The sequence below is a fragment of the Turicibacter sp. GALT-G1 genome, assembly GCF_025594995.1.
GTDB classification, from domain to species: domain Bacteria; phylum Bacillota_I; class Bacilli_A; order MOL361; family Turicibacteraceae; genus Turicibacter; species Turicibacter bilis.
This window is the reverse complement of sequence record NZ_JAMQUS010000056.1, coordinates 14,523-40,908: the sequence shown is the minus strand read 5'-3', so window position 1 is coordinate 40,908 and position 26,386 is coordinate 14,523. Positions and strand designations below refer to the sequence as shown.

The following is a 26,386-nucleotide window of genomic DNA, read 5'->3' as shown; positions in this document are numbered from 1 at the left end:
GACTCATCACATGAACAAAAAAACTGTTAAAGATGTTGAGTTAAATGGAAAGAAAGTCCTTGTACGTGTAGACTTCAACGTACCAATGAAAGACGGAAAAATTACAAATGACAACCGTATCGTAGCTGCATTACCTACAATCAAATACATCTTAGAAAATGGTGGACGTGCTATTTTATTCTCTCACTTAGGAAAAATCAAATCTGAAGAAGATAAAGCATCTAAATCATTACGTCCAGCTGCTGAGCGTTTAGCTGAGTTATTAGGACAAGACGTTAAATTCATCCCTGAAACTCGTGGAGCTGAATTAGAGGCTGCTATCGCTGAGTTAAAAGATGGAGAAGTTTTAATGTTCGAAAACACTCGTTTCGAAGATTTAGATGGTAAAAAAGAATCTAAAAATGATCCTGAGTTAGGTAAATACTGGGCTTCTTTAGGAGATATCTTCGTAAATGACGCATTCGGTACTGCACACCGTGCTCATGCATCAAACGTTGGAATCTCTGCTAACTTAGAAGCTGTAGCTGGATTCTTATTAGAAAAAGAAATCGAATTTATCGGTGGAGCTGTTGATGCGCCTCAACGTCCAATGGTTGCTATCTTAGGTGGAGCTAAAGTATCTGATAAAATCGGAGTTATCGAAAACTTATTAGATAAAGCTGACAAAGTATTAGTTGGTGGAGGAATGATGTTCACATTCCTTAAAGCTCAAGGTAAAAACATTGGTAAATCTTTATGTGAAGAAGATAAATTAGAATTAGCAAAAGCTTTACTAGAAAAAGGTGGAGACAAATTAGTTTTACCTATCGATACAGTTGCTGCTAAAGAATTCTCTAACGATACTGAGTTCCGCGTAGTTTCAGTTGATGCATTAGCTGATGACGAAATGGGATTAGATGTTGGACCTGCTACTGTTGAGTTATTCTCTAATGTATTAAAAGATGCTAAAACAGTTGTATGGAATGGACCAATGGGTGTATTCGAAATGTCTAACTTCGCTAAAGGAACTATCGGTGTATGTGAAGCTATCGCTAACTTAGAAGGTGCTATCACAATCATCGGTGGTGGAGATTCAGCTGCTGCTGCAATGCAATTAGGATACGCTGACAAATTCTCTCACATCTCAACAGGTGGAGGAGCTTCTTTAGAGTATTTAGAAGGTAAAGAATTACCAGGTGTTGCTTCATTAAGCGATAAATGCTGTGGATGCGGATGCAAATAATTTTTTAAGCTAAACTCAAAGGAATTCACCTTTTTGTGAATTCCTTTTTTCCGACAAGATACATACTAAAATATTTAATAGAGGTGAGTTTCATGAGAAAACCAATCATCGCAGGAAACTGGAAAATGAACAAAAACTATGATGAAGCTGTAGAATTCATCAAAGCTGTAGCAGACAAAGTGCCGAGCTCAGATAAAGTAGAAACTGCTATCTGTGCGCCAGCATTATACTTACGTTCATTAGTTGAACATCAAGGAGAAAACTTACGTATTGGTGCTCAAAATATGCACTTCGAAGCTAACGGTGCATTCACTGGAGAAATCGCTCCAGGTATGTTAAAAGACTTAGGAGTAACTTATGTTATCTTAGGACACAGTGAGCGTCGTGAAATGTTCAACGAAACTGATGAAACAGTTAACAAAAAAACTCATGCAGCATTTGCTAACGGATTAGTTCCAATCGTTTGCTGTGGGGAATCTTTAGAAGAGCGTGAAAATGGAACAACTAACCAAGTAGTTGATTCTCAAATCAAACGTGCTTTAGAAGGATTATCATTAGAGCAAGTTAAAGAAACAGTTATCGCATACGAACCAATCTGGGCTATCGGAACTGGATTAACTGCTACTAACGAGCAAGCTAACGAAACTATCGGATACATCCGTTCAGTTGTAGCTCGCGAACATGGTCAAGAAGCTGCTGATGCTATCCGTATCCAATACGGTGGATCAGTTAAACCTAGCACAGTTGCTGGTTTAATGGCTCAACCAGAAATCGATGGAGCTTTAGTTGGTGGAGCTTCTTTAGATGTTGAATCATTCTTAGGATTATTAGAATTCTAATATTAACTTGATAGATAAAAGTCATCTTCTTTTAGAAGATGGCTTTTTTGATTTCTTGATTTGTTAGTTCGCCCAATTTCTACATAATTAGTTTATAATCGTAAATACTAATTGAAGTAAATTAACAATTATTTGAGGTGATTGGGATGAAGTTGAAGCGACTTTTTTTATTTGGATTATCTGCTATTTGTTTTATAATGACGGTTGCTTTTGGATCTCAAACCGTAAGTGCACAAGAAACAAAGTCAGAAACTCTTTATAAATATATTCAGGCAACACATGATATTCCATATCTACCAGTTAGCTATCAGTATACAGATTGGCGTGAACGAGCGACAAAGTTTAACGAGATGTTATTTAATATGAAGGACTATAATCTGATGTTTCTTGAAAAAGAATCTAAGAATACGGGGCGAGAATCCATTGGGATTGTGAGTTACACAGATGAAGAAAGAAAAGGTGAATATACACAAGCTTTAACCTTAATAGGTGCTTTATTATCAGCAGAGAAGCTTAATAAGGAGAGAATTGGTGAGGAGCAATTAAATAATTTAGTTCAGTTTGTTGAGTCTTACTACAATATTGAAAATGGTGAAGGAACTCTATTGAATTATCAAAATATGGATAGTACGGAGTTGAGTTTTTGGCAACAAATCTATCCTGCCCTAGCTTACTTCATGTTAATGGATCGTTATGAGGCGACTGTAGATTCCGATGCAATGCTTCGAAATATTGCGGATACATGGTATGAAGTCGTGATGGATTTAGGTGGCTCAGATGGAATTGTTGATTTTGGATATACGGGATATGACTTTAAAAATAAATGTCCTTTTGATAACGGTGAATGGATAGAACCGGATGCTGCAGCAGGAATTGCTTTACTTCAATATTATGCATTTGAGAAGTTTAATGATCGAAAGTATATTAAAGCAGCAACGCTGTGTATGAATTATATGGACGAATTCCAACGAAATCCTGGCTATGAACTGCTTTATTTATATCTTCCATATTTATCAGCACGTTTGAATTCAGTTGAAGAATATCATTTTAATACCGCGAAATATATGGAATTTTTCTTCACTGAAAGTGACTATCGCCATGAATATGGAACATTTAATGGAGATTTTGCAACAGGATTAATCGGGGAGCGTACACAGTATGGAGGAACACCATATTCGTTTCAAAGTATTGTCGGAGCAACAGCCTTAGTACCTATGTTAAAGTATGATCAACGCTACGCTGTTGAAGTTGGTCGTTACTTATTACAAGTGACTCAAAATCTAAACCTTTTTTATGATGTAGATGATCCCGTTTACGGTAATTTAATTCCGATGGAAAAAGTACAAAAAGATAATGAAACAGCCAATCAAAGATTATCTGTTTTAAGTGGTGCTTATTTAGGGCTATTAGCTGCGATGATTGAACCGACAAATGTAGAAGGAATTTTAAAGACCGATTTAAATACAAATGAGTATTATGTCGATAAGGAAAAACAAAATCCACTATTTTTATTATTTAACCCTCATGATGAAGAAAAGGTCGTTAATTACCGAGTTACAACTGACGGAACTGTTGATTTATATGATTTAGTCAGTCATACATTTATTGAACAAAATGTAACGAAAGAAACAGAGATTCAAATTAAGTCAACTGAAGCAGTTATTGTGCTTGAAATTCCAGTAGACGAAGGAGATAATCAGTACAAAATTGATCGTAAAGTCGAACATAGTGTCACTGCTAATGTGCCTGTAGCAACAAATATTGTGGGAATCTCACAGTACGAACCGATTTCTGATAATTATCCAATTGATTTAGAAATTAAATCAACGGATGATGCAGCTGTTTCGGATATTACGATTTATATTGATGGTCGACCTGTCTTTAAAAATGTGACTTATACACAACCTTATGTAGTTAAAGTCGATGAATTAGTTAATGGTTATCATTTACTTGAAGCAGAGGTAACAACGAATACAGGTGTTAAAGATTATTCATATGCTCGAATCTTTATTCAGAAAGAGGAAAATCCCTATTTAATTAATGCTCATGCTCACGATCTTGCAAATTGGACATCTTATAAAGAGGGGTCTATTCAATTACGTGAGGAATATAAAGAGGTTGTAATTGGTCGTAAAAGTAATGGTGGTGCAATTAGCGAACCATTTGAGATTGACTTTAGCCAAGTCCCAATGCTAGATTTACAAGTTGAAGGATTCACAGGAACATGGTCATTGATTTTGAAAGATGTATCCACAGATCAAGAGTTTTATTTGTTAAAGGATAGTACTGAATCTGGACATATTATTACAAGTATGAGCTACGCTTTAAATAAATTAAATTCAGGAAGGTTTAGTTTATTAGGGAAACATGAGGTGCAGTTAGCGATTGTTGCAGATAGCGATGATTCAGATGTTACAGTTAATAGTATTCGTATTTTTAATCAGGGATTACAACCTCTTAAAGAACGTGAATGGAAATCATCATTTACGACTCAAAAAATTACACATTGGCAATCACGACTTAATGCGCTAGCAAAAATTAATTATTATCAAGGAACAGCTAATGTGCTTAATTTAAATCCTAATGGTAACGGAGGAATGCAGACGAGCTACTTTGAAGTTGATTTAAGCAAAAAACCTCAGTTCAAAATTAAGGTCGAAGAAGCCGATCAATTATGGTCATTGCTTGTTTATGTTGAAAGTCGTGATCGAGGTTATTATTTACAATATCCAACAAATAAGACAGGTACATTTACTTACGATATTAATAAAGCTTTAGAGAAGGCATTATCAAAAGAAGAATTAGAAAGTAAGTTAAATCTTCAGTTTTGGATTATCTCAAATGGTGAGTATGGTTCTGAAGTGAAGATTGATTATTTACGGTTAGAGTATTCAAAAAATTGGATCGAGCTAATTGCGATTGGTACAATAGCTATCCTCAGTGTCATAGCCATCTGTGTTAATCTTAATAAAAATTCTTAAGAAGTAGGAAGGATTCTTGAATTGATTTCAGGGGTCCTTTTTTTATTATGTTAAATGCTAGTTGTGATTTTAGTAGTAAAAATTTTTTATGTAGTATTACTTTAAACTTTATTTATGATAGGTATTTAGGAACATGATTCCCTATGTACTAATAATTTTGGATAAATTTTGTAGAGGTTTATCGAGTGGACTCTGTTAGGTATAAAATTATGGTAAAATAATAGAGGGGGTGGAGCCTTAATGATTATTAAAACTGAGATTATTGATTCATTTTTAGAACATGGAAATTTAGATGCAGTAAAGGAACATTGGATTTATCATACAATTGTACCTGGACAATATACATTTGAAGAACCATCATATGTGAATAAAGAGCTATTAGTTCATTTATATGAGACTATTCAAAATAGATTATATAATTTCAAACCATTAAATGAAGCATTATGGCACCAAGTATTTGGTGATATGCAAATTCCAGATACAACTGCAATTTATTTAATTGCTGGATCACCGAAACCTTATGATGGGGTGGTCAGGGAAGATCAGTCTGGAATGCGTTGCATTATTTTAGATTTAGTTCGTTTATGTACGTATGCTGACAGTTTAGAGGAACTTGATTTCATTGCAGCTGATTTTCTAACGCATGAGCTTTCACATGTCTTAATGAGCCAAAGATATCCATACTCTAAGCATTTACCAAAGGTTAATGTTTTAAAACAACTTGTCTTTGATGAAGGAATTGCGCATTTCCTATCATATAAAGAGGATGTGTTATCATTAGATTGGCATACAGACAAAATGAACAATAGACGTGAGTCAGTGTATCAAAAATTACGTTATTACTTAACACAAGAATATGCCTTAACTCCTGAAGCATTCTCGAAAGCAAATACAGGTTCATTCTGGGACAAGTATGCCTCGATTTCAGGAATGTTCGCTGTAATTTCATATTGTGAACAAGGCGGAAAACTTGAAGAATTACTCGATAAAGGACCTAATGCTTTACTAGAAATCATAGAAAAAGGTATCTGATAATAAATTCAGATACCTTTTTTATGTCAGACTTCCATGATAATTGGGAAGATACTTGGACGACGTTTTGTTTTTTCATACAAGTAACGTTCGAGTGCTTTTTTAATACGGTTTTTCATCACGAGAATTTCATTTGTTTCATTTTCAAGAAGCATTTCAATTTCGGTTTGAGTAATTTGTTTGACTTCGTTCATTAAATCTTCTGATTCTTTAACATAAACAAATCCACGTGTTACAATATAAGGCTCACTGACTAATGTTTTTGATTCTTTATCAATTGTGGCGACAACGATTAACATTCCACCTTCGGCAAGCATTCGGCGGTCGCGTAAGACAACATTTCCAACATCTCCAACACCGATTCCATCAACGAAGATAGCTCCTGTGCGAACACGCCCATTAACTTCAGCACTGTGAGGTGTTAGCTCAAGAACTTGACCTGTGGATAAGACAACAATGTTGTCTTTCGGAATTCCAACCTTTTCAGCAAGGTTTTTATGATGAACAAGATGTCGGTATTCTCCGTGAACGGGCATAAAGAATTTCGGATGGGTTAGTCTAAGTATTAGTTTGAGCTCTTCTTGGCAGGCATGACCTGATACGTGAACAGCTTCTAAATCTTTATAGATGACGTTACATCCTTTACGATAGAGCTCATTGATGACACGTCCAATTAATTTGTCATTTCCCGGAATTGGTGAAGCTGAAATAATAAATAGGTCATTTGGTTTTAACTTAATGTGGCGATGATTAGAGAAAGCAATACGTGCTAAAGCGCCCATTGGTTCACCTTGACTACCTGTCACAATTAACGTTAATTCATCATCTGCTACACTATTGATATTATGGATATTAACAAGTTGGTCATCATCGATATGAAGATAGCCCAGTTCAGTCGCGACTTTAGAGATATTTTCCATGCTACGTCCACTAAAAGCGACTTTACGGTTATATCGTTTAGATGCATCAATGATTTGTTGCATACGATGAATATTTGATGCAAACGTGGCGACAATAATACGACCTGTGGCATGTTCAAAGAGTTTTGTAAAAGTCTCACTGATTGCACGTTCGGACATCGTATAGCCTTTACGCTCAACGTTTGTACTATCTGACATCAGAAGAAGAATTCCTTCTTTAGCAAGTTCAGAGATACGTTCAAAATCCATCGGCTCATTATCAATTGGAGTTAAGTCAACTTTGAAATCCCCAGTATGGAAGATGATTCCGACAGGGGTATGAATGGCTAGTGAACAAGAATCTGCGATACTATGGGTGTTACGAATAAATTCCACTTCTAAATGATTAAACTTAGCACTTTCACGAGGTTTAATGATATTTAGTGAGGTTGTAGCTAGTAAGCCGTGCTCTTTGAGTTTATTTTCAATCAAACCAATGGTTAGTCGTGTTCCATAGATGGGGATATTGACTTGTTTTAAGATGAAGGGAATAGCTCCAATATGATCTTCATGACCATGTGTAATGAAGATTCCCTTAAGTTTCGATTCATTTTCAATAAGGTATGAGATATCTGGAATGATTAAATCAACTCCATACATATCTTCATCAGGAAAGGCTATTCCGCAATCAATGACAATGAGTTCGTCATCATATTCAATGGCAGTCATATTTTTACCAATCTCACCAAGACCACCCAGTGGGATGACTTTAAGTTTTTGAGTTTCTTCCAATTTTAACACCTTCTTTAATTTGAGTTGCTACTATTAGTATGATTGCATTCGGAAATCGTATACCAAACTGAAGATATGGCATAAGTATGGTGAAAAATGTATTTTAAGAGGTGATAGTATGAAAGTGGAGTTAACACATTTTTGAGTTAGAAAAGGGATGAGAATCAAGACAAGGAGTAGATGAAACTTTTGAATCTAAGAATGGATGAGGGATTAGAGACAATAGAAAGTTAAAAATGTATACTGAAAATATCTTTGGAGGAGTCGAAGGGGATAGGATGTATTTATATTGCTTCTCCAGACAAGAGGAGAAGGTTGGATAGAAGTAAGAGAGTGTGATCACGAGATCCATGTTCAATTTTAGAAAGAGTGTATTGATGAAACGTATAAGGATATGGATATGACTTCATTGGTCACGATGATTGTGAAGCGGGTAATTGACTGATTTTAAATCAAATAAAAAAGTCATCTCTTCAGAGATGACTTTTAGTTAGACTGTTAATTCAACGACGTATTTATATTTATCTGAGCGGTAATATGTTGTTGTGTATTCGATATTACGATTATATTGGTCTTGGCTAATACGAGTGCGTTTTAGTACTGCATCGTTTAATGAAATTTCTAGTGCTTGGCTAATTAAGTCATCAGCAAGCATGGCCTCGATATATTCTTCAGCATGAGAAATTTGAATGTTTTGTGCCGATAGTAATTGATAAAGTGATCCATATAATTCAGCATCGAATGGTAAATTTAAAAATCCTGGAATATAAGAGATGGAGAACATAATAATATCGTTATTAACCATACGAATACGGCTTAATCGTAAAACTTGTTCACTCGGATCAATATTTAATGCAGCAGCAACTGTTTCATCTGGTGTGACTAATGAAATATTAATTTGCTTATTTTTTAATACTAATCCTTGTTCTTGCATTTTTTGAGTAAAACTTTTTACTGTTGATAATTTATCAGCAATTGCATTTGATAGTACGACGGTTCCTTTTCCGCGTCCGCGTTCTTTTCTTAAAAGACCTTCGTTAACTAATTCATTAACAGCTTGACGAATCGTCATACGGCTTACCCCAAACATATCCTCTAATTCATTCTCTGATGGAATTGTACTTCCGACAGCATATTCATTATTGATAATCTTGTGTTTTAAGATATCTTTAATTTGTAAGTACAATGGTTTAGAATCTTTTGAACGATCAAGTACCATGTTATCTCCTCCTATTTTTGTAAAAACGGTATCATTTAATAATATCATAATGTTTTTAGTGTTATTTATCAATAATTTAAATAACTTAAAATTAAAACAGATGGATGTTTCTCTATGTTATATCACTTGATTGAAGTATTACTAAATGAATCTACTTAATATAATTTATTATTAAAAGTATGAGCTAATTTGCTTACTTTTTAATCATGCTACTAGGTAAATAAATCGTAATCATGGAGATTAGGATAAGAAATAACCTACTAACTTCATTTTAGCTGGTTAGGATAAATTAATCTAATCATTTACTGTATAACCTAACTTTAAATCTAATTATATATTGCTTCAAAGAAAAAAAGATAAGCACTGTTAATTTTTCATACTTGAATAATGGAAGTAATAAAAAAAGGTAGTCACTCAATCAAATGAGCTCCTACCTTTAATTTACCATATGAAAGTACTTTCATTGTACAAAAATGTTCAAATTCATAAATTATCCAATTATTATGTCTGCTTTTGGATAACGAACTTTAGCTGGATGAGCATTTGCACGGAAGATCATTAAGAAAGTAATGATTCCAATACGTCCGATGAACATAGTGGCGATAAGGACAATTTTAGCAAATACCGTTAAGCTACCTGTGATTCCCATTGATAATCCTGTTGTACCGAAGGCTGAGCAGACTTCGAAGAAGATTTCCATTAATGAGAATGAATCACTTGCACAGATAAGAAGTGTCGAGAGACAAACAATTAAAGTAGCAACAATATAAATCATGAATGATTTATAAACGGTCTGTGTCTCAATTTCTCTTCCATATATATTAACATATTGTTTTCCGCGAGCAAATGATAAAATAGCTAAAACCATTAAAGCGAATGTTGTGGTACGAATTCCCCCACCTGATGAGTTTGGAGAAGAACCGATAAACATTAAACCACAGAACATTGTTAAAGTAGCAGTTGAGAAAGCATTCATATCAAACGTTGCAAATCCAGCATTACGAGTACTTAATGAATTGAATGTCGCATAGAAGAATCCTTCAATAAGCCCCTTATCTGCCAAGAAATGATTGTATTCAAAAATGTAGAATCCGATAATTCCAACAATCCATAAAATAATGGTTGTAATCATTGTTAGTTTAGTATAAATTGAGAATTTAAATCGTTGCTTTGTTTTTTTACAGTTGAAGTATTTTTGAATATCTAGAATAACTGGGAATCCCATTGCGCCAAAGAACATTAAAAACATAAGTAAAGTTTGAACAAAATAATCATTTTGGAAAGGAATTAATGACGCTCCTGTAATGTCAAATCCTGAGTTCGTAATCGATGAAACAGTTGTGAAGAATCCTTCAAGCATGGCTATCCAGTAAACGGGGTAATATCCTGCAAAGTAAAAGTAATTTCCGAGTATAAGCATAAAGATAAATTCAATCACTAAGAATGAGATTAAAACCGATTTAACGAGTTTGACAACACCACTTAGATTGATTTGATTTTGATCAGTCATGATAAGTGCTCGTTCCCGAGTTGAAATTTTATGACCAGCTAATAACCAAATAGCTGTTGAAATCATCATAAGTCCAAGTCCTCCAATTTGGAGATTTAATGCAAGAATTAAGATTCCTGGAAGACTAAATGTTTCAACTGTAGAGATAGGTGATAATCCAGTATTGCTAAGTCCACTCGTTGAAACGAAGAGGGCATCGAGAAAGGATATTGACGCTCCTTCTTGAAGACTAAATGGTAGCCAAAGTAAGATGGCAAACCCGACCGTGAATAAGAAATAGTATCCAGCAATTAAACGTGTCGGGGTGGAATGAAGTAGATTTCTAATCTTTTTAAAGATAAACATGGTTGCACTCCCTTTAATAGTTGAAAAGCATAACGAGATATTAATTTATTCAAACATGATTATATCATTAATAAATTTAAAGATGTGTAAAATTTAACAATTATTGCGGTTTAAAACGTTATTATCCATATAAGAAATTGTCATTTTTGCCCATCGTAAAAAATTTAAGGTTTATATCAGCCTGTATGAAGGACGTTGGATAATTTTAAGTCTATTGTGTTTAATGAAGAGCATTAATCTATCTAAATTACTTCTTTGATAATATAATAGTAAGTCGGATGATTTGGTAAGTAAACGACGATTAGATAGTGAAGTTCATCTGTTGGTTTTAAAGTTTCATCTAAATAAATCGGTTCAACAACGGCATATTTGAACATATCCGGTAAGTTAATTTGGTGATGTTTAAGTAAATCAATCATTTTTTCCGATTTTTCAGCTAGACGATTAACAATTTGACGACGTTCTTGTTTGTTTAGACGATCTTCCCACCAAATTTTTGGTTTGATTTTACTTTGTGCTAAATAATCAAGTTTCATGTATGAAAGAACGGTTTGTAACTCTTCGTAAGAGATACTTTCTAAGTAATCGTATAATCGTATAAATAAATCACTTAGTTGATATTTAATCCAAGAATATCGATTTTCCCAATAGGCTCCAAATTGTTGCATGAATGCAAAAGGCGAAGCCTTAAATGGTCCATCTACTAAGTAAGCTATTGTATAATCCATGCGATGTGCATTCCAGTATCGCTCTAAAATTTCTTCTGCTAAATGTATGTTATGGACGTCTTCTTCTGATAATGCATTATTTCGTTTCATTTCATATGGAGCGAATTCATCATATTCATATCCAAATTCATTGGCCTGTTTACGAAGCCCTGTTCCACGTAACATTTTTAAGAAACCAAGTTGTAATTCTTCTGGACGTAAGTCGAAAACATCGTTAAATGATTGTTCGAAACGATCGTAAGGCTCTTCTGGTAATCCGGCGATTAAATCGAGGTGAAGAATAATCTTTTCACCTTCTTTAATACGTAAAATATTTGTTGTCAGTTTATCGAAGTTTTGGCGACGTTTAACTAATTGGTTCGTGAGTTCATAAGTAGATTGAATTCCAATTTCAAAACGGAATAATCCAGCAGGAGCATGCTCATTTAAATAGTCAATTAATTCAGTTGGCATGATATCAGCCGTTATTTCGAATTGGAATTGTGTTCCTGGTAAATGCTCTTCGATGATAAAATTAAACATCTCTAGTGCATATTTTTTATTAATATTGAAGGTACGATCTAAGAATTTGAATGTTTTTGCGCCATTTTTCATTAAATAACGGATTTCATCTTTGACTTTTTCCATATCAAAATAACGAACTTTGTTATCCACAGAAGCTAAACAATATTGACATGAGTAAGGACATCCACGAGACGTTTCAATATATTGAATACGATTTGGTAAGTGTGGGATATCTTCTTCAAAATAAAATGGTGATAATATTTCTTTCGGATCAAGAATTGGTGCAGCTGGGTTTTGCACAGGCTCATTTGTCACCAGATTACGATAGACAATTCCTCGTACCTCTGACACCTCACGTCTTCCGTGTAAAGCTTCCATTAATTCTTTAAATGAGAGCTCACCTTCACCATAAATAATGTAATCAATTGGGCTTCTTGAGAACCAAACATCGAAATCATAAGAAACTTCCGGACCTCCCATGAAGATAGTTAACGTGGGATCTTTTTCTTTTAAAAGCTTAATTAATTGTAACGTTTTTTCTACGTTCCAAATATAAACACTGAATCCAATGATTTTTGGTTTACGTGATAATAAATCTTCAAGAATATTTTCGAGTGTATCTTTCAGTGTATATTCTCTTAGTGTGATATCGAATTCTGGAGCATTTGCTTTTAAATAACGAATGGCTAAGTTAGTATGAATATATTTTGAATTTAGCGTAGTTAATATAATGGACATTATGTAACACCTCATCTTTTTATCCTTTTCATTTTAGCATAAACGAACTTTAGAAACCTATATCTTTTTATAGCCTTTTAAAATGGAGCGGTAGACAAGAATGAAATGATCATTGAAAAATAAAATATTTATGGTTATAAAAGGTATAAAATTCCTTTTTATGTTAATACTGAATCTAGAATGTCTTTAGATGAGGTAGGTGAGATGATGTTAATTTCTATTCAAAACGTATGCAAAAACTATCGAGCAGGTGATATTGAAACAGCTGCTTTAAAAGATATCAATTTAGAAGTTAATAAAGGGGAGTTTGTGGTTGTATTAGGTCCTTCGGGTTCAGGGAAATCAACACTTCTTCATGTTAGTGGAGGTCTTGATGATGTGAATGATGGGACGATTATTGTTAATGGAGAAGAGATTACAAAGATGAAAGGCTCTCAACTAACAAATTTTCGACGAAAAGAATTAGGGTTTATTTTTCAACAGTATAATCTTATGCCAAATATGACTGTGTTTGAGAATGTAGAAGTAGGAGCCCGTTTAAGTCATCATCCATTAGATGTTGAAAAGGTGTTACAAGAAGTGATGCTTGATGATTTATTTAGTCAGTTTCCGTATCAATTATCGGGGGGACAGCAGCAACGGGTGGCAATTGCACGAGCGATTGCTAAAAATCCATCGATTTTATTTTGTGATGAGCCAACTGGGGCATTAGATGAGGAAACAGGTAAAACAGTGCTTGAAGTATTACAGCGTATTAATGAAGAGTTTCAGACGACTATCTTTTTAATTACTCATAATTTAGGAATTGCAGATATGGCAGATAAAGTGGTCCGCATGAAGTCAGGTGAGATTGTTGAAGTTAGACATAATACTCATAAAAAGCGTGCCTCTGAAGTGAGTTGGGCTTAATGTTATCAAAGAATCTATTACGAACTATTCGTCAGAAACCTTTTCAATTCTTATCTATTGTTGCCTTAATTATGATGGCCTCTTTTATTTATGTCGCTTTACAGGGATCAATCTCATCAGTTAGTTATTTCTTAACTGACTATACTCAGAAAATGAATCAGGAAGATTTCTTTGTTGTCTTATCTGCTCCAACAACTAACGATATTAAAGAGATGATTTCAAGGAAGGGGATTAGTGTCTCTGCTTTAGCTGATCAATCCAAAAGTCAGTTAATGAAAGAATATGAATATACGTTAATTGATTATTATGATGATCAATTAGAGATTTTAAGTAATGAGTTTGATGTGACCTTTGAAGGTCGATTTTATCGTGATGTGATAACAGAGGTCAATGGACAAACGTATGATTATCGTGTCATTAAGCAGACTGATTCAGTTAATCTAACGTATATATTAGATGGAGAGTTGCCAATCAAAAACGACGAAGTAGCTATTTTTAAAACGTATGCGGATGCTAATGAATTAAGTATTGGTGATTCAATCTTATTAAATGATAAATCATTTGTCATTTCAGCTTTTGTTGCCGTTCCAGATTATATTTATCCGATTTTTAATTATGACAATCCTTTGTATGAGCCAGCCCGTGAGACGATTGCTATTGTGACAGAAACAGCTTATGAAGCCTTTAATGAAAAGCAATGGGTCTTATATAGTGGTTATTTCAATCATGATGTAGATGACTTAGAATCTGTTGTCTCTCAAATTTCAGATACTCAAGGAGTGTCGTATGCGATGAGCAAAGATATTAATGTTAGAATTAGTACCGTTAATGCTCATTTAAGTAGTAATCAATTATTATCAATGACCTTTACAGGATTATTATTGATGATGTCTGTCATTGTCATTGTGCTAGTCATGAAAAAGAGAATTAATGCAGAACGTGTTCAAATTGGTGTTTTAAAAGCCATAGGATATAGTTCATTTCAGATTGCAGTCAGTTATGTCACCTATCCGCTCCTTGCTACCATCATTGGTAGTTTAATCGGTTTCTTTTTGGGGATAGGTGTAGCAGCTATGTTGACCAATACTTATATGACAAGTTATATTGTTCCATTGATTCGCTTTTATTTTAAGAAAGAGTTAGTGTTAGGCGGTATTATCTATCCGATGATTGTTGTTGGATTTGCAAGTTTTGTAATCTTATTAGTTTTACTTAAAGATGAACCATTGAAGTTAATGAGAGAAAGTAGTTACTTGAAAATTTCAACAGTTTCTAAATGGTTAATGAAGTTTTTAAAGCCATTTGATTTTGAAACAAGATTTAAATATTCATTGGCTTTTAGGAATATTGGAAAAATACTTTCATTGTTTAGTATTGTGCTAGTAGCAAGTAGTTTCCTTGTTTTTTCCTCAATCGCTTTTAAGTCAGTAGAGAATATTGTGGATAAGGCGTTTAAAAACGTTAATTACAGTTATCAAATTAAGTACAACAAGTTAATTAACAAACCATTTACTGAGACAGAAACTCCATTTTTAGAATATATGGTAGAACCGATTTTAGATGAGAAAAATACAGCTTTCTGTTTGTACGGTATCGATCCTTATAACTTTATCAATCCGCTTTATAATGCGGCGGGCGAAGAAATTACCTCTTTGGCGAAAGATGGTGTGATTATTAACGAGTTTATTGCTCGTGCCTATTCATTACAAATAGGTGATGAACTGTCTCTTCAAGTTAAAGGAAAGGTGCTCAGTTATCCGGTGGTTGGGATTGTTAATCACTACAATGGTCCGATGCTCTATACAAGTCTTAATGGCTTAATTAGAAATCTAGATCTTGAAGCGGGTGTTTATAATGGAAAATGGAGTAATGATCGACCGGATAGTGATAAAAACCTTTCTTATATTTTTTCCATCGATGATCTAGCGAGAAATATAGAAGTTGGAATGGACATGATTCAAGTCTCGTTAATGATTATGGTAGTTGTTGCTGTTATTTTGGGTAGCATTATGATGATATTGATTACAACATTTATTATTGATGAAAATCAGAAACAGATTTCGATTCTTAAAGTGATGGGATACTGTGAGAATGAGATTTCGAAAATGGTGTTAACGATCTATTTCCCCTTTGTGATGATAGCTTATTTATTGAGTATTCCCCTAACTAGAGCAGGAGTCGATTATATTATGACGCTGATTGCTTCCGAACTTCCAATGGCAATTCCAACGGATTTTACAATGGCTCAAACTATTATTGGGGGACTTACGGTTATGATGACTTACTTGATTGCCATGAAGTGTTCAAAAGTTCAGCTTGATAAAATTTCATTACATGAGGTTTTAAAGTATTAGTTTGTATTTCATATTCAAAATCTATATGTTTTGTGATATTCTAAAGACAACCTATGTCATAAAAGAAAGGGGTCTTGTAATTCAAATGGAAAAAGTGTTATTTGACCAAGATACGATTACACGTTCATTAAAAAGGATTGCTCATGAAATTTTAGAGAAAAATGATAATTTAAATGATGTTGTTATTATTGGAATCAAGACGCGTGGTTCATATTTAGCTGAACGTCTTGTTCGTTTAATTGAAGTATTTGAAGGTGTTACTGTTCCGTTAGGAGAGTTAGATATTACAAAATATCGAGATGATATTACACGTGAAATGAAAGAAGTTATTGTAAACCAGAGTACAGTACCGATGACATTAAACGGGAAGACTGTTATTTTGGTTGATGATGTTTTATATACAGGACGTACTGTACGTGCCGCTTTAGAAGCAGTACTTGAGTATGGTCGTCCCAAAAACATTCAATTAGCCACGTTAATTGATCGCGGTCATCGTGAATTACCAATTCGCGCGGATTATGTTGGAAAGAACATTCCAACGTCTCAAAAAGAAGTTGTTAACGTTTATTTAACAGAATTAGATAAACAAGATGCTGTTGTTTTATCTAAAGAATAATTAAAAAGGTGCCATAAGGCACCTTTTAATGTATAGTCTATTGAATAAAAAGATTTAAAATACAATATAATGATGTAGAGTAATTTAATAAATTATTGATTTATCGAGTATAAAGGAGGAATCATTGATGCCAGAACTATCCCCTAAGATTGTCGGTCTTATGTCTACTAAATTAGATGATGGGTTAGGTATGTTTGAGTTTTTAATTGGTAGTAATGAGGAAGTATTACTTTCTTATAAATCAGTTCGAGATCGATTAATTGTAACGAATAAGAAATTATTAATTATTGATGTTCAAGGTGTAACTGGTCGTAAGAAAGAGTACATGGTTTTACCTTATTCTAAGTTAACTGGTTTTTCTTGTGAAAGTGCAGGAACCTTTGACATGGATGCGGAACTAAAAGTATGGGCATCTGCTATTAATCAGGTTGAGTTTCAGTTTTTAAAAGGGACTGATATTCGACCACTTGCAAAAGTATTAAACGAACAATTGTGTGGTTGATAATACCACTAGCATTTTAGTGAATAGACGAGTATAATACTTATTAAGATGAAATTATAGAAGGGGTTTAAAAACTATAATTTCACCAATTAAACGTTAGTTTTAAATGAAAAGCACCGAAATGTACTATGTGTCCTGCGGGTGCTTTTTATTTTTGTTGAACGTAAGAATTTTGTAGTATTTTGCGTTTAATTCAATCTGATATCTGTTAGACTAGGATTATGAAGAAAAGTAGGTGAACATATTGGTTGAGAATTATACTGAGCATTTAAATATAAAAGCATTTCAAGATGATTTAATTAATTGGTATTATAAAGTTAAACGTGATTTGCCTTGGCGTATCAATCGTGACCCTTATCGTATTTTAGTATCAGAAATTATGTTACAACAAACACAAGTTGTGACAGTTATTCCTTACTATGAACGGTTTATGAAGCTATTTCCAACGACAAAAGAACTAGCTGAAGCTGATGATCAAACGTTATTAAAAGCATGGGAAGGTCTTGGTTATTACTCGCGTGCTCGCAATCTACGAGAAAGTGCACGAATGATTGAAGAGATGGGAGGATTCCCTACAACTCATGAAGAAATACTTAAGTTAAAAGGGGTTGGACCTTATACGGCAGGTGCTGTTAGCAGTATTGCTTTTGGAATTCCAGCGCCAGCCGTTGATGGAAATGTCTTTCGTGTGATGAGTCGTGTGTGTTGTATTTTTGAAGATATCGCTAAAGCGAAAACGAGAAAGATTTTTGAAGCTGTTGTTTCAGACGTTATTTCTCATGAAGATTCGAGTGCTTTTAATCAAGGATTAATGGAATTAGGAGCAACAATTTGTACAACAAAATCTCCAAAATGTTTAGACTGTCCTGTACAAAAACATTGTCAGGCATTTAAACAGGGAATTGATGATTTATTACCTGTTAAAACAAAAGTAAATGCTCAAACAAAAACAAAACTTGTTGTAGCAATCGTTAAAAATCAACAAGGTGAATATTTAGTGAATAAACGTCCTGAAACGGGATTACTTGCTAATTTCTACGAGTTTTTAAGTTTTGAATATACAGGGCAGAAAGAACCAAGAGAATTTTTGTTAGAAAAGTTATCCCCAATTTGTAAAGAAATCGAGTGCATTGAACCAATCGGAACCTTTACTCATGTGTTTTCTCATCGTATTTGGGAAATGGAAAGTTACTGTGTGAATGTACAAACAGGATATAGTGATGAAATTGCTGAAGATCCAAATCTGTGGATTAATGAGCAAAATCTATATGAATATCCACTAGTTGCTGCTCATCAAAAAATATTAAAGGAATATGAGAAGTAAATTATTTGATTATTCAGGAAAAATATGTTAAATTTATTATGTAATAGATTACTAGGGGTGCCTTACGGCTGAGAGTGCAAATTGCATAACCCTTTGAACCTGAACTAGTTAGGACTAGCGGAGGGAAGTAGACGAGCCTTTTGATGATAAAAGGATATTCTTATACTTTAAATTATGCCGTAAAGCCTCCTGATTATAGGGAGGATTTTTTTATGAGAAATTCACAAACAAAAAAATTAGTAGAGATTAGTATTCTAGTAGCCTTAGCTTTTGTTCTTGATTACTTGGCTAATCTTTTTATGGGATGGTTTTGGCCAAATGGAGGCTCAATTTCTATCTCATTAGTTCCACTCGCCATTATTGCATTCCGTTATGGATGGATTGCAGGATTTACAGGTGGATTTGTGATGGGATTATTGCAATTATTAACGGGTGCTTATATTATTCACCCAGTTCAATTATTATTTGATTATCCATTACCATATGCCGTGTTAGGTTTTGCTGGGTTCTTTGCTTCAAAGGTCAATCACACAACAGGATCAAAACGTATGACTTATATTTGGGTAGCAACTGGTGTTGCTTCACTTGCTAGATTTTTATGTCATGTTATTTCTGGTGTAGTCTTCTTCTCTGAATATGCAGGATCTCAAAATCCATGGGTGTATTCAATTGTTTATAATGCTCCTTATATTATTGCTTCATATATTGTGAGTGCATTACTGTTAACGATCTTATATCAAGGATACTCTTCACAGTTAGTATTAAAAGATTCAGTGAATCAAACTGTTAAGACGATTTAATAAAAAATCCGACAAATTTGTCGGATTTTTTTGTGCACTTTAGAGCTCTGCCTAAATATAATATAAATATGGTATAATATAGGAGAAATTATAATTATAAGGGGGAGTTAGAATGCAAGAGTTTAGTATATTTATTGCGCCGTTGTTGTTTATGTTCTTTGGCCTTGTGACTTATCTTGAATCTGATTTACCGCATCGAAGGCTTGGTTATCGTGTGTTATCAGTTAAACAAACAGTTGAGACATGGCGAGTATCTAATAAGTTTGCCGCAAAGTTATTATTGATTGTTGGTGGTATCTTATTAGTTATTGGTGTGTTTTTAAACTCTTATTTTAGAACATTAGCTATTTGGGAATTAATCATCATAAATTTAGTTGAGATTATTGTTATGGCGCTATTAGTTGTAGGATTGACAGAATGGCGTGTTCATATGTCATTTGATAAAGAAGGTAATCGTAAGTAATTATGAACGAACAATTTAAAAACTTAAGGCCTACGTTTAATTAATTGTTAATTAAGCGTAGGCCTTTTTTTATTTAGATGAATTGTTTTTCATTACGAAGTCATATCCTTTTAAGAAGAGATATGTCAAAACTGATACGACGGAAAGTAAGATAACGAGATTGCTAGCAATATAGGTAAGTGCTTGTAATGGCGTATTCACTGATTCTACTGGCATATAATATTCTCCTCCTTTACAATTCAGTATAAGTAAACAGATGATCATTCATACATCTGCCTGATATTTTTCTCATTTTACTAAATAAAATAGCTTAAAAATAAGGAAGAATTCTGTTGTTTCTGTATTTTATTTGGTGGATTTCGGTGTGTTTTTGTAGTATTCTATGGATATTGAGACATAGGAGGTTTGAAGATGGATATTAAGGTTGCATTTTTTGATGTAGATGGGACAATTGTGGATAATCATTCAAAGAAAAATCAGTCGTCTGATATGGAGTTAGTGCCAGCTTCAGCGGTTGAGGCAATTCGTTTATTAAAAGAGAATGGAATTACACCATTTATTGCAACAGGACGTTCACCATTCATGATTGAGGAATTATTAAAGGGACTAGAGATTGATAGTTTTATTTGTACAAATGGTCAGTATGCAGTGATGAATGGCCGTGTCATGTATGAAGCGCCATATAGTCAAGCGTTATTAGATGAAATTGTAGCAGTGGCAAAAGAAAATCATGTGCCATTACTATGGATGCCAACTCATCATTATGTGTTATCCGGGGAAAATCAAGAAGTATTACTCGAGGCACTTGATAATATGAATTTACCTTATCCAATCATTGAAACAAATTTAGAGAAACCGGATTATAAAATTTATCAAATGGTAGCGGGAGTAACAAAGGAAAATGAACATATCTTTGAACCGATTGAGGAGGTTCGTATTGTTCGCTGGCAACCAAATGGAATTGACTTATTACCAAATGTTGGATCAAAAGCAACAGCCATTGAAGTTATTTTAGACAAATTAGGATTAAAACCGGAGAATGCGGTTGCTTTTGGAGATGGATTAAACGATATTGAAATGTTACAAACAGTTGGGTGTGGAGTTGCAATGGGAAATGCCCATGAAGAATTAAAAAAACATGCCGATTATGTGGCAAAACCAGTGTATGAAGATGGAGTCTATCACGCTTGTAAAGATTTAGGGTTAATTTAATAGGAAAGCCACTGACGTTTTTATTTCAGTGGCCCTTTATATTAAAACTCAAAAAAATCCATATGAAGATGAAATGAAGACGATTGTTTATTGATTTGGGAACGTGGAATGGAATTAGCAGAGTATCCGTATTAGTAAGTTTAGTTTTCTACAGTAATTCGTCATTATCCACATAATTTCTACAAACTATTTTTGTATGATAGATGAGTGTTAAATTTAATACTAGGCAAATACTCGTTGCCTTTATTTATATTGGGAGAGTATGTTTAAACCATCACTATAAAAAAGCTGTTATCCGATAGGATAACAGCTTTTTTATTATTTATTTTAAATGTTCAATAACGTCTAATAATGAATCTACGATTTTTAGTGTTTTAGTGGCGAATTCTTCTTCTGGATATTTCATATCTGGTACACAGATGACATCGATATTTCCAGCATAAGCAGCTGTGATCCCAGCCTCACTATCTTCTAAAACTAAGGCTTCTTCTGTTGTAACGCCTAATTTTTTACAAGCAGTTAAGAAGATTTCTGGATTTGGTTTTCCACAAGTGACTTCATCTCCGCAGATTGTATCATCAAAATAATGACGAATGTTAGCTACTTGTAAGATCATATCAGCACGTGCACGAGAACTACTTGTGGCAACAATTGTTTTATATCCATTTTCTTTTAAGAATGTTAATAATTCAATGATTCCTGTTTTAAGTGGCACATTTTGTTGTAGTCGACTATCTAAAGATACATGAACATCGTCCCAAACTTCAGTGATTGGGAAGTCTTTTCCGTAGTGATCGATAAATACTTGATAGACACTTTGTTTATTTTTGCCTAAACAACGACGATACATATTTTCATCAAAGTTATACTCTAATTGTTCTAGTTTACGACAGTATTCTTCGTAAGTGACTCGTTCACTATCAATCATTAATCCATCCATATCAAAAATAATAGCTTTTTTCATTTCTATCCCTCATCTTAATTCAAAGTATGTTTGCATTATAGCAACCTAAACGATAGAAAGCAATCTTTTGAGTTTAATTATAAAATCCACATAATTTCTCCATAGTCTTTTCATATAATAAGGTAGATTGTCTTAGCCGAGAAAGGGAGTGAGGATATGGACGATAGTCCGAAGAGGTTTAAGGATAATGATGAGGGCCCATATCCTCTGACCTTTTACTTTTAACTATTAGTAGATTGTGTGGATATGGTAGCCCAGTATGAAAGGGTGGAACCATGTTAGTCGAAATCAAAAAATTAATTGAGAGAAATAAACTTTTAGAACTAAGTGAATATTTACAAGAAATGAATGCTGTGGATATTGCAACAAATATGACTGAACTTGATGATCGTGATTTAGTTTTATTATTCCGTATTTTGTCTAAGGATTTATCAGCAGAAGTATTCTCTTATTTAAACAAGGAGCTTCAACAACGTATTATTGAATCCATTAATGATCGAGAAGTCATGCAAATTGTGGATAAGTTATTTTTAGATGATACTGTTGATTTTATTGAAGAAATGCCTGCTAATATTGTTAAAAAGGTTCTTCGTAATGCGTCACCTAAAAAGCGTGAACTCATTAATCAATTTTTAAATTATCAAGATGATTCTGCTGGTTCAATGATGACCATTGAATTTGTTGATCTTAAGGAAGAAATGACAGTTAAAGAAGCGATTGAACATACTCGCAAAACAGGAATGAATAAAGAGACGATTGAAACGTGCTTTATTATTGATAAAGAGCGTCACCTAAAGGGGACACTCGGATTAAGAGAATTAATTTTGAACGATGAATCTTGCTCTGTTCATGAATTAATGGAGACGAATGTGATCTCAGTTAAAACAAATGAGGATCAAGAACAGGTGGCGCCCTTATTTAAAACATATGATTTAGTTTCGATGCCGGTTGTGGATAAGGAAAATCGTTTAGTTGGAATCATTACGATTGATGATGTCGTTGATATTATTGAACAAGAAAATACAGAAGATTTTCAAAAAATGGCTGCTATGGAACCGAATGAAGAACCTTATTTAAAAACGCCAATCTTCTCACTAGCAAAGCACCGAATTATTTGGCTACTTGTGTTAATGATTTCAGCAACGGTTACAGGTCGTATCATTCAAGGATTTGAGGAAGTCATTCAATCAGTTGTTATTTTAGCGTCATTTATTCCTATGTTAATGGATACAGGAGGAAATGCCGGGTCTCAATCATCAACTTTAATTATCAGAGGATTAGCTCTAGGCGAAATTACAACAAATGATTACTTGAAAATCATGTTTAAGGAGCTTCGAGTTGGATTTATTGTAGCAATTGTTTTAGCTTTTGTTAACTTCTTAAGAATCATCTTATTTGAGAGAGTGGATATGATGGTGGCTTTAACGGTTTGTGGAAGTCTGTTCTGTACTGTCATTATTGCTAAAGTGGTCGGAGGTCTTTTACCGATTATCGCAAAGAAATTGAAATTCGATCCAGCTATTATGGCGAGTCCATTGATTACAACTATCGTCGATGCTTTTGCATTATTCATCTACTTTATGTTAGCTCAATTATTACTTGGAATTTAATAAAAAATGGCCCTAGAGGCCTTTTTTATTTGATAAGCTATGTAAATTATAGATAGAATAGTCATAGAATGGAGTTGAACAAAATGTATCGTATTTTAATTGTTGATGATGAGGTAAAAATCTGTGAGTTTATTCAAGCTTGTTTGGATAATGAGGGGTATGAAACACAGGTTGCTTATACAGGAAAGGATGCTGTTCATTATTTTCAAACGATGACATTTGATTTAATTATTTTAGATCGAATGCTTCCAGATATAAATGGAGAAGATGTATGTCGCATGATTCGTGAAACATCAGATATTCCAATCATTATGCTCACAGCTAAGATTGAGGAAGAGGACCGTATTGAAGGATTTCATTTAGGGTGTGATGATTATGTGTGTAAGCCATTCAATATCATGGAGCTTTTATTACGAGTGAAAGCTATCTTAAAGCGTATTCCATCGACTCGAATCATTGAGTATGGTCATGAGTTTCAGTTGAATATAGATTCTCATCAATTAAAAATTAGAGGAAAAGAAGTTCCGCTAACCAATACCGAATATAAATTATTACTGACTTTAAGTTCAAATCCTACTCGGATTTATACAAGAGAAGAATTATTAGCCTGTGTCATTGAAGGATATTATGAGAAATATGACCGTGTGATTGATAGTCATATCAAAAATCTTCGTCAAAAGATTGAACTAGATTCATCTCATCCACAGATGATTAAAACGGTTTATGGAGTGGGGTATCGATTTGGACTACAAAAATAAAAGTTTATCGATTAATCAAAATTTAATGATGACTTTTTCCATTATCATAGTACTGACGATGCTTGCTATTTATTTATTCGTGACGAATATCTTTCAAAAAGCGTTTGAGCAATATGTGGATGAATCTAATCAAGTTGAGTTTGAACATCTTATTCAATTTGATTTAAATAATATTTATATTGATGATTGGGACTTACAATTAATTAAAGACCTAGGGGTCGATGCCATTCGTAAAGGAATTGTTCTTCAAGTTTATGATGATCAAGGTCATGATGTGTGGGATGTCTTTCAAGATGAAAAGGTCTTATCTGATTACACCTTAAATGAAATCAGTAAGAATATGCAAAGTATTGATAAAGGTTGGAAGGATACGATTGAGGATTATAAAGTTCCTATTATTCATCCACAACAAGGGAAAGTGGGGATGGCTCACGTTTCTCGCTATGCCTCAACGTATTATATGGACAATGATATTGAACTCTTTAACTCGGTCAATAAAATGATTTTATTTATTGGTGTGATTTCAATTGGAAGTGTTATAGTCTTATCGGCCTTTATCGCTAAATCGATTTCTAATCCGATTGCTAAAGTGTCCAAGATGGCCAAGGAGTTATCAACAGGCCAAAATAAAAAGGAGCTTGGTTATAAAAGTCATCTTAAAGAAGTCGACGAACTCATTTTTTCGATTAATAAATTAGCTATAGCACTTAATGAACAAGAAAGGTTAAGAAAGCAGCTAACAACTGATATTGCTCATGAATTGAGAACACCACTCACAACAATTAAAGGTCATTTAGATTTAATTATCGTTGGGATTTGGGAACCAACTCCACAACGCTTGCAAAGTATTAGTGAGGAAGTCACTAGAATTAGCCAACTTGTTGATGAACTTCGTAAGCTTGCTAAGTTTGATCAGGAACAAGTAAAGTTAAACAAAGAAGACATTTTAATCACTGAATTTTTAGAACCAATTATTTATAACTTTCAAGCCCAGGCATATGATAAAAAGATTAGGATTGAAATGAACCTAATCGAAACGATGATTAAAATTGATGTCAAAAAATTTTCTCAAGTAATGATTAATTTATTATCGAATGCAATCAAATATACACCAGAAGGTGGAATTGTTTGTGTTTATAATGACATGACAGATCATGAAGTTAAAATCTTCGTTTCAGATAATGGAGTTGGAATTCCAGAAGCTGACTTAAATCATATCTTTGAACGATTTTATCGTGTGGATAAGTCGCGCCATAAAGAAACAGGAGGAATTGGTGTTGGTTTAACGATTGCCAAGTCCATCGTTGAATCCCATGGTGGAACGATAGAAGTGAGAAGTCAATTAAATGAAGGGAGTACATTTATTATCACACTATTTAGATAGTAAAAGATTATTTATTCCGAAGATACTAAAATTTTAAAAATTATACATAAAGAAAACCCTGATAAAAGAGCGATAAGTCAGTTCATTTTATCAGGGTTTTTTAATCATTAATTTCTCTTGAATTTTAGCATGCTCCTTTTAATTTTCTAATTTTGAAAATATTTGCTCCGAACCAGTAAGGGATGAATTGACCATCTTTAAGTAGCTTTATCAGTTCATCTTCTTTAACCCATTTAGCATCGACTACTTCTTCCGGTTGGAGTGTGATATCTTTAAGATCAATCTCTTGTTCAATGAACCAATAATCATCAAATCCTTGGTCAAAGTTGATCGTAAAATGAGGACGTAAGCCATCAAGATTAATCTCAATTCCTAGTTCTTCTTTGACTTCGCGGATGGCTGCCATGCGACTATCCTCATCTTGTAGTGCTGAACCTGCTGCAGAAATATCCCATATTCCCGGCCAACCAATTTTATCAGGATGACGTCTTTGAATTAAGAGTTCATTTTTACTGTTAAAAATGCAGACATGGATAACGAGATGATAATCACCTGATTGCATCTCATCACCTCGACGGTAAATTCGCCCTGTTTTATTTCTGTTTTCATCATAAATGTCCCAGTATTCAATCATCGTTTAATCCCTCACTTTATTTCAAATATTACATTTCTTTTTCAATT

The 26,386-nt window shown here is 33.6% G+C and carries 22 protein-coding genes and 1 riboswitch; of the genes, 15 read left to right on the top strand and 7 right to left on the bottom strand.

Features of this window, described 5'->3' with window-relative positions; all coding sequences use genetic code 11:
* Window positions 1-10: 10 nt before the first annotated feature.
* The 4 genes from NEH74_RS10190 (at window position 11) to NEH74_RS10175 (ending at window position 6,074) form a co-directional block, all read left to right on the top strand.
* Window positions 11-1,222, top strand: a complete 1,212-nt coding sequence (locus NEH74_RS10190) for a phosphoglycerate kinase (RefSeq protein WP_055243362.1) — start codon at window positions 11-13, stop codon at window positions 1,220-1,222.
* 92 nt (window positions 1,223-1,314) lie between these two features.
* Window positions 1,315-2,061, top strand: a complete 747-nt coding sequence (tpiA, locus tag NEH74_RS10185; RefSeq protein ID WP_055243363.1) for a triose-phosphate isomerase — start codon at window positions 1,315-1,317, stop codon at window positions 2,059-2,061.
* 146 nt (window positions 2,062-2,207) lie between these two features.
* Entirely contained in the window at window positions 2,208-5,042 is a 2,835-nt protein-coding gene (locus NEH74_RS10180) for a hypothetical protein (RefSeq protein ID WP_055305362.1), read from the top strand.
* Window positions 5,043-5,282: 240 nt separating this feature from the next.
* A complete protein-coding gene (locus tag NEH74_RS10175; RefSeq protein WP_055243365.1) occupies window positions 5,283-6,074 on the top strand; it encodes a hypothetical protein in 792 nt (263 codons plus the stop codon).
* Window positions 6,075-6,100: 26 nt separating this feature from the next.
* Here the strand turns inward: NEH74_RS10175 and NEH74_RS10170 are convergent, their stop codons facing one another.
* From NEH74_RS10170 to NEH74_RS10155, 4 genes are all read right to left on the bottom strand, one after another.
* Window positions 6,101-7,774, bottom strand: coding sequence for a ribonuclease J (locus NEH74_RS10170; RefSeq protein WP_256656463.1), 1,674 nt, complete (start codon window positions 7,772-7,774; stop codon window positions 6,101-6,103).
* Between the two features lie 481 nt (window positions 7,775-8,255).
* On the bottom strand, window positions 8,256-8,984 hold the full coding sequence (locus tag NEH74_RS10165) for a GntR family transcriptional regulator (RefSeq protein WP_055243367.1): 729 nt from the start codon (window positions 8,982-8,984) through the stop codon (window positions 8,256-8,258).
* 490 nt (window positions 8,985-9,474) lie between these two features.
* A complete protein-coding gene (locus NEH74_RS10160; protein ID WP_055305364.1) occupies window positions 9,475-10,839 on the bottom strand; it encodes a TrkH family potassium uptake protein in 1,365 nt (454 codons plus the stop codon).
* A 242-nt stretch (window positions 10,840-11,081) separates the two neighbouring features.
* On the bottom strand, window positions 11,082-12,809 hold the full coding sequence (locus NEH74_RS10155; protein ID WP_055305365.1) for a B12-binding domain-containing radical SAM protein: 1,728 nt from the start codon (window positions 12,807-12,809) through the stop codon (window positions 11,082-11,084).
* Between the two features lie 204 nt (window positions 12,810-13,013).
* Here NEH74_RS10155 and NEH74_RS10150 point away from each other — a divergent pair, with 204 nt between their 5' ends.
* The 7 genes from NEH74_RS10150 to NEH74_RS10120 all read left to right on the top strand — a co-directional run bounded on the left by NEH74_RS10150 (window position 13,014) and on the right by NEH74_RS10120 (window position 19,777).
* Window positions 13,014-13,718: an ABC transporter ATP-binding protein gene (locus NEH74_RS10150; protein ID WP_370456856.1), complete on the top strand. Its 705-nt coding sequence runs from the start codon at window positions 13,014-13,016 to the stop codon at window positions 13,716-13,718.
* Window positions 13,718-16,072 (top strand): ABC transporter permease, encoded by a 2,355-nt coding sequence (locus NEH74_RS10145; protein WP_055305366.1) that lies wholly within the window; start codon window positions 13,718-13,720, stop codon window positions 16,070-16,072. Before NEH74_RS10150 ends, NEH74_RS10145 begins: the two co-directional genes overlap by 1 nt.
* 85 nt (window positions 16,073-16,157) lie before the next feature.
* Window positions 16,158-16,688, top strand: coding sequence for a bifunctional pyr operon transcriptional regulator/uracil phosphoribosyltransferase PyrR (pyrR, locus tag NEH74_RS10140; RefSeq protein ID WP_055243372.1), 531 nt, complete (start codon window positions 16,158-16,160; stop codon window positions 16,686-16,688).
* A gap of 127 nt (window positions 16,689-16,815) precedes the next feature.
* Window positions 16,816-17,190, top strand: coding sequence for a PH domain-containing protein (locus NEH74_RS10135; RefSeq protein ID WP_055243373.1), 375 nt, complete (start codon window positions 16,816-16,818; stop codon window positions 17,188-17,190).
* Window positions 17,191-17,425: 235 nt separating this feature from the next.
* A complete protein-coding gene (mutY, locus tag NEH74_RS10130) occupies window positions 17,426-18,514 on the top strand; it encodes an A/G-specific adenine glycosylase (protein ID WP_262941340.1) in 1,089 nt (362 codons plus the stop codon).
* Window positions 18,515-18,557: 43 nt separating this feature from the next.
* A riboswitch (TPP riboswitch) is annotated at window positions 18,558-18,657 on the top strand.
* Window positions 18,658-18,726: 69 nt separating this feature from the next.
* Window positions 18,727-19,314, top strand: coding sequence for an energy-coupled thiamine transporter ThiT (gene thiT / locus NEH74_RS10125; RefSeq protein WP_055243375.1), 588 nt, complete (start codon window positions 18,727-18,729; stop codon window positions 19,312-19,314).
* A gap of 112 nt (window positions 19,315-19,426) precedes the next feature.
* Window positions 19,427-19,777: an SdpI family protein gene (locus NEH74_RS10120; protein ID WP_055243376.1), complete on the top strand. Its 351-nt coding sequence runs from the start codon at window positions 19,427-19,429 to the stop codon at window positions 19,775-19,777.
* Window positions 19,778-19,846: 69 nt separating this feature from the next.
* Here the strand turns inward: NEH74_RS10120 and NEH74_RS10115 are convergent, their stop codons facing one another.
* Window positions 19,847-19,993 (bottom strand): hypothetical protein, encoded by a 147-nt coding sequence (locus NEH74_RS10115; RefSeq protein WP_172676264.1) that lies wholly within the window; start codon window positions 19,991-19,993, stop codon window positions 19,847-19,849.
* Window positions 19,994-20,188: 195 nt separating this feature from the next.
* Between NEH74_RS10115 and NEH74_RS10110 the strand changes: the two genes are divergently transcribed.
* Complete coding sequence (locus NEH74_RS10110; RefSeq protein WP_055305368.1) at window positions 20,189-20,989, top strand: Cof-type HAD-IIB family hydrolase; 801 nt, start codon at window positions 20,189-20,191, stop codon at window positions 20,987-20,989.
* 322 nt (window positions 20,990-21,311) lie between these two features.
* On the opposite strand, the gene NEH74_RS10105 is transcribed toward NEH74_RS10110, so the two are convergent.
* The gene (locus NEH74_RS10105; RefSeq protein ID WP_055305369.1) at window positions 21,312-21,953 is read right to left on the bottom strand and encodes an HAD family hydrolase; all 642 of its coding nucleotides are present in this window, start codon (window positions 21,951-21,953) and stop codon (window positions 21,312-21,314) included.
* Window positions 21,954-22,228: 275 nt separating this feature from the next.
* On the opposite strand from NEH74_RS10105, the gene mgtE reads away from it, so the two are divergent.
* The 3 genes from mgtE to NEH74_RS10090 all read left to right on the top strand — a co-directional run bounded on the left by mgtE (window position 22,229) and on the right by NEH74_RS10090 (window position 25,705).
* Window positions 22,229-23,563: a magnesium transporter gene (mgtE, locus tag NEH74_RS10100; protein WP_055305370.1), complete on the top strand. Its 1,335-nt coding sequence runs from the start codon at window positions 22,229-22,231 to the stop codon at window positions 23,561-23,563.
* Window positions 23,564-23,646: 83 nt separating this feature from the next.
* The gene (locus NEH74_RS10095; protein WP_055305371.1) at window positions 23,647-24,321 is read left to right on the top strand and encodes a response regulator transcription factor; all 675 of its coding nucleotides are present in this window, start codon (window positions 23,647-23,649) and stop codon (window positions 24,319-24,321) included.
* A complete protein-coding gene (locus NEH74_RS10090) occupies window positions 24,305-25,705 on the top strand; it encodes an ATP-binding protein (protein ID WP_238581281.1) in 1,401 nt (466 codons plus the stop codon). Before NEH74_RS10095 ends, NEH74_RS10090 begins: the two co-directional genes overlap by 17 nt.
* 124 nt (window positions 25,706-25,829) lie before the next feature.
* Here NEH74_RS10090 and NEH74_RS10085 read toward each other — a convergent pair whose 3' ends face one another.
* Complete coding sequence (locus NEH74_RS10085; RefSeq protein WP_055305373.1) at window positions 25,830-26,339, bottom strand: NUDIX hydrolase; 510 nt, start codon at window positions 26,337-26,339, stop codon at window positions 25,830-25,832.
* Window positions 26,340-26,386: the final 47 nt, after the last annotated feature.

Bases quoted from the DNA above. Each gene is read 5' to 3' on its own strand.
- NEH74_RS10190 (WP_055243362.1), top strand. From the start codon at position 11: ATGAACAAAAAAACTGTTAAAGATGTTGAGTTAAATGGAAAGAAAGTC.
- tpiA (WP_055243363.1), top strand. From the start codon at position 1,315: ATGAGAAAACCAATCATCGCAGGAAACTGGAAAATGAACAAAAACTAT.
- NEH74_RS10180 (WP_055305362.1), top strand. From the start codon at position 2,208: ATGAAGTTGAAGCGACTTTTTTTATTTGGATTATCTGCTATTTGTTTT.
- NEH74_RS10175 (WP_055243365.1), top strand. From the start codon at position 5,283: ATGATTATTAAAACTGAGATTATTGATTCATTTTTAGAACATGGAAAT.
- NEH74_RS10165 (WP_055243367.1), bottom strand. From the start codon at position 8,984: ATGGTACTTGATCGTTCAAAAGATTCTAAACCATTGTACTTACAAATT.
- NEH74_RS10160 (WP_055305364.1), bottom strand. From the start codon at position 10,839: ATGTTTATCTTTAAAAAGATTAGAAATCTACTTCATTCCACCCCGACA.
- NEH74_RS10155 (WP_055305365.1), bottom strand. From the start codon at position 12,809: ATGTCCATTATATTAACTACGCTAAATTCAAAATATATTCATACTAAC.
- NEH74_RS10150 (WP_370456856.1), top strand. From the start codon at position 13,014: ATGATGTTAATTTCTATTCAAAACGTATGCAAAAACTATCGAGCAGGT.
- NEH74_RS10145 (WP_055305366.1), top strand. From the start codon at position 13,718: ATGTTATCAAAGAATCTATTACGAACTATTCGTCAGAAACCTTTTCAA.
- pyrR (WP_055243372.1), top strand. From the start codon at position 16,158: ATGGAAAAAGTGTTATTTGACCAAGATACGATTACACGTTCATTAAAA.
- NEH74_RS10135 (WP_055243373.1), top strand. From the start codon at position 16,816: ATGCCAGAACTATCCCCTAAGATTGTCGGTCTTATGTCTACTAAATTA.
- thiT (WP_055243375.1), top strand. From the start codon at position 18,727: ATGAGAAATTCACAAACAAAAAAATTAGTAGAGATTAGTATTCTAGTA.
- NEH74_RS10120 (WP_055243376.1), top strand. From the start codon at position 19,427: ATGCAAGAGTTTAGTATATTTATTGCGCCGTTGTTGTTTATGTTCTTT.
- NEH74_RS10115 (WP_172676264.1), bottom strand. From the start codon at position 19,993: ATGCCAGTAGAATCAGTGAATACGCCATTACAAGCACTTACCTATATT.
- NEH74_RS10110 (WP_055305368.1), top strand. From the start codon at position 20,189: ATGGATATTAAGGTTGCATTTTTTGATGTAGATGGGACAATTGTGGAT.
- NEH74_RS10105 (WP_055305369.1), bottom strand. From the start codon at position 21,953: ATGAAAAAAGCTATTATTTTTGATATGGATGGATTAATGATTGATAGT.
- mgtE (WP_055305370.1), top strand. From the start codon at position 22,229: ATGTTAGTCGAAATCAAAAAATTAATTGAGAGAAATAAACTTTTAGAA.
- NEH74_RS10095 (WP_055305371.1), top strand. From the start codon at position 23,647: ATGTATCGTATTTTAATTGTTGATGATGAGGTAAAAATCTGTGAGTTT.
- NEH74_RS10085 (WP_055305373.1), bottom strand. From the start codon at position 26,339: ATGATTGAATACTGGGACATTTATGATGAAAACAGAAATAAAACAGGG.